The organism is Bacteroides sp. (genome assembly GCF_028690125.1).
Classification (GTDB): Bacteria; Bacteroidota; Bacteroidia; order Bacteroidales; family Bacteroidaceae; genus Bacteroides.
The window spans coordinates 1-2,994 of sequence record NZ_JAQVBV010000137.1 but is presented as its reverse complement, the minus strand read 5'-3'; the positions used below and the strand labels follow the sequence as shown (position 1 = coordinate 2,994).

4 protein-coding genes are annotated in these 2,994 nt (G+C 41.6%); all 4 read right to left on the bottom strand.

The features are described 5' to 3' along the window. Window positions 1–180: 180 nt before the first annotated feature. From PHO71_RS25940 to PHO71_RS25925, 4 genes are read right to left on the bottom strand one after another with little or no spacing between them, the layout of a single operon-like run. Window positions 181–759 carry a hypothetical protein gene (locus tag PHO71_RS25940; RefSeq protein WP_300209076.1) on the bottom strand — a complete coding sequence of 193 codons (579 nt, stop codon included), beginning with the start codon at window positions 757–759 and terminating at the stop codon, window positions 181–183. A 59-nt stretch (window positions 760–818) separates the two neighbouring features. Next, window positions 819–1,160, bottom strand: coding sequence for a DUF6378 domain-containing protein (locus tag PHO71_RS25935; protein ID WP_300209075.1), 342 nt, complete (start codon window positions 1,158–1,160; stop codon window positions 819–821). Next, window positions 1,153–2,103 carry a hypothetical protein gene (locus PHO71_RS25930; RefSeq protein WP_300209074.1) on the bottom strand — a complete coding sequence of 317 codons (951 nt, stop codon included), beginning with the start codon at window positions 2,101–2,103 and terminating at the stop codon, window positions 1,153–1,155. The genes PHO71_RS25935 and PHO71_RS25930 overlap by 8 nt, the downstream gene beginning before the upstream one ends. Continuing rightward, window positions 2,104–2,694 carry an FAD-dependent thymidylate synthase gene (locus PHO71_RS25925; protein WP_300209073.1) on the bottom strand — a complete coding sequence of 197 codons (591 nt, stop codon included), beginning with the start codon at window positions 2,692–2,694 and terminating at the stop codon, window positions 2,104–2,106. Window positions 2,695–2,994: the final 300 nt, after the last annotated feature.

Sequence of the window (2,994 nt, the reverse complement as noted above, 5' to 3'; positions counted from 1 at the left end):
ACGAGCGTGTTGAAAGGAGAGAATAATCAGCGTAATCATGAAGAGCGCGACGAGCCAGCGGAGCCATGAGTTATCTGGATAGATCGTGGCTATCAACCTCCCTTGTAATACCAAATTGGTCTTTTATGAACATACTATATGTAGTGGTTTCGTCGTTCTATTATACACTATATATAGTGGCTAAGCGACTGTTTTTGGTCTTTCTAGCGGAATATACTCAACACCATCCGACGATGATTCATTCCAAACGCACCACATCACATCCATCAACGGTGATCCGCTTCCCCGTGTCTTAAACATGAAATCTGGACGCCATGTAAGTGGAAGGATGAACGACGGTGTGCATTCTCTAAACAACGGATATCGTTTCTTCGAGTGCCAGTATTGGGACTTAAGAAGTAGTGCAAATGGCTTTTCAAATGACCATGCTTTCCTAATAAACTGCTCCGCTAAGTTAAATGGGGGATTCGTAATAATCCAATCGCACGGAGTTAAATCAGCAGTTGTAAAGTCAATCCCAGAAGTTCCGCAACATTCGTTTAAATCTGTCGAAATTACCGTGTACCCGTTGCGAACAAGAACCTCAGACATATGACCTTCTCCGCACGCTGGTTCCCATATAACTCTTCCCTTTGGAATCCCTAAAAAGTCAATGAGTGCTTGTGTTGCTTCTGGTGGAGTAGGATAAAAATCAGAACCTACTCGCCCATAGTCTGAGTTGCCTCCGTTAATTTGACTTCCTTTGAAATTTGGTGCCATTTATAATCCTTTCATATCATCAAATCGGCGTTTTATAATCATACAATATGTAGTAGTTTTTATTTTGCTGGACTACCATATATAGTACCGTACTTGGAGTCTTCCGCATAAACTTTGATATTGAGTTCGTTGGCTACTTCTTTTCCCTTGGCTTCTCCGGCACATGCAGCATATCCCGCCATGTCAATATAATTGTCCTCAACGTAACTACCAACGCGAATCCTAGCCGCTTTGAAAAGAACCATCATGATAGTAACGTCATGTGCTGTTACGGGAACTCCCAAGTAGTCAGACCAGAATCGTCCGATCATTCCAAATGTATCTTCAGGCTTGCCGTGATCAATGTCGCGCTGTCCGCATACGCACTTTTCTGCCTTCTGAAGGCATTCCCGTCTATTCATTCGTTGTCTCCTTTGATGCGTGATGTATTCTACCAACTATATATTTCAAATCAATTTTATCGTAGTCTGTAAACGGAACTTCGATTAAACAAATGTTGTTTAATTTGCAATACTCGCGCTTGATTTCATCAATTTCTTTAATATTGCATAGTTTTTCTTCTGTTAGCCATCCATTGGCATCATCAGTATAGTGCATTTCTCCTTGATATTCTATTAGGCAACTTAACTTACCATTGTCATAAATTGCATAATCGAATCTATACGGATGCCCTTTTATTCTGTAAAATCCGTCGAATGATACTTCTTTTTTATATTCAATATTTGATAGTGCCAGTATTTTGTCAATTTTTTCTTCGCCTAAAGATTTAATACATCCGCATGAATGCGTAGTCCCTTTTCTAAGGTTTCTTCCATCTACGACTACTTCATTTCCGCACTCACAAACGCATTTCCATAGTGCAGGGCTATACTTTCTTTTTGTGTCAACTCGGCATAACTCTATTGCGGTTAGTTTCCCGAATATTTGGCCGGAAATATCTTTTCTTAGTGTATCTCCTACTCTTTCATTTCTGTAACACCCGCAAGAAATTGTTGTTCCTGCTCGTAAGTCACTCCCTCGGACTATGCATTCGTTTCCACATTTACATCGACATTTCCATTTTGAGTGATACGTTTCAGACGTTACTTTTTCTATAACTGTCAAATATCCAAAAGTTTTGCCCACCATATCTGGGGTTGCCTTTTCCCCAATAATCTTGCCTTTCAAACAGCCACACGATGTAGTGTGTCCGGTTTTTAAATGGCCCGCCTGTACCGATACTACATTTCCACACGCACATCTGCAATCCCAGTATGTAGTGTTTTTACTGTGCCTGTTTGACGGGGAAATGGCTGTAAGATTGCCGAATACTCCCCCAGATAAATCTTCTTTCTTTCTGGGCATCTAGTTATCCTCGCCGTAGAAGTCTTGGTTATATGTATCATATCTATCTTGAATTGGAGCGATTATTCCATGCTTTTTAATAAACGAATCAATGAATCCGCACTTTTGAATCTCTGGACATGCACACCCCCTGTATATACAATTTGGAACCATTACATCCGCTATTTCAGGCTCAACCTCATGAATCTTCTTTTTTATGTCTTCCATATACGCTCGCGTTTCTGGGTGAGATTGTCTGCATAATCTTTTTCTCGATGTGTCTATGAGATGTTGGACGTTGAGTTCCATTGTCATATCCACAAGTGACCCTTGCGGTAAATCGTCTCGCGGCACTCCTGTTCGATCATCCCTTTGCGTTCTCACGAATTTCTCATATTTGCCGCGAACGAAATGGACGGATATCCAACTTTTAATGTCTTTCCAAGCCCACTTTATAATTATATCTCTTATGGGGGAATGCTCTGCAATGAGAATTTTCTTTTTGAATTCCGTTGAAGGGTCTTTGTCTCTTGCGTCCTTCCCCACCGTGGCGCGGCAGTCGTTCAAAACTTCCAGCCAGTCACCTTTAACTTTCAAAATCTTTGTTTTCATTGGCACCTCAAGTTGCACAGAAATTGCAGCGATGACGCTGTGTGATAGGATCGTAATAGGAGATGCGCCCACAGATGATGCACTTGCGCGGGCGAGTGTCGTCTTTAGGTTTAATTTCTTCCAACATCTCAAACAGAACTTGTCTGACTTGGGGATCTGCTTCTATGTAAGCAGTGCGCAGAAACCCAGCAATTTCGCTCTTTCTGGCGGAAGTCATAGACCCATATCCTCCTTGTAGAATTCAACGAGATCATCTTCAAGCGCGGCGGCAGTAGTTAGGAAAGTATTGATGATCGGGCT

Coding starts and splice junctions, on each gene's coding strand:
- PHO71_RS25940 (WP_300209076.1), bottom strand. CDS start 759: ATGGCACCAAATTTCAAAGGAAGTCAAATTAACGGAGGCAACTCAGAC.
- PHO71_RS25925 (WP_300209073.1), bottom strand. CDS start 2,694: ATGAAAACAAAGATTTTGAAAGTTAAAGGTGACTGGCTGGAAGTTTTG.
- PHO71_RS25935 (WP_300209075.1), bottom strand. CDS start 1,160: ATGAATAGACGGGAATGCCTTCAGAAGGCAGAAAAGTGCGTATGCGGA.
- PHO71_RS25930 (WP_300209074.1), bottom strand. CDS start 2,103: ATGCCCAGAAAGAAAGAAGATTTATCTGGGGGAGTATTCGGCAATCTT.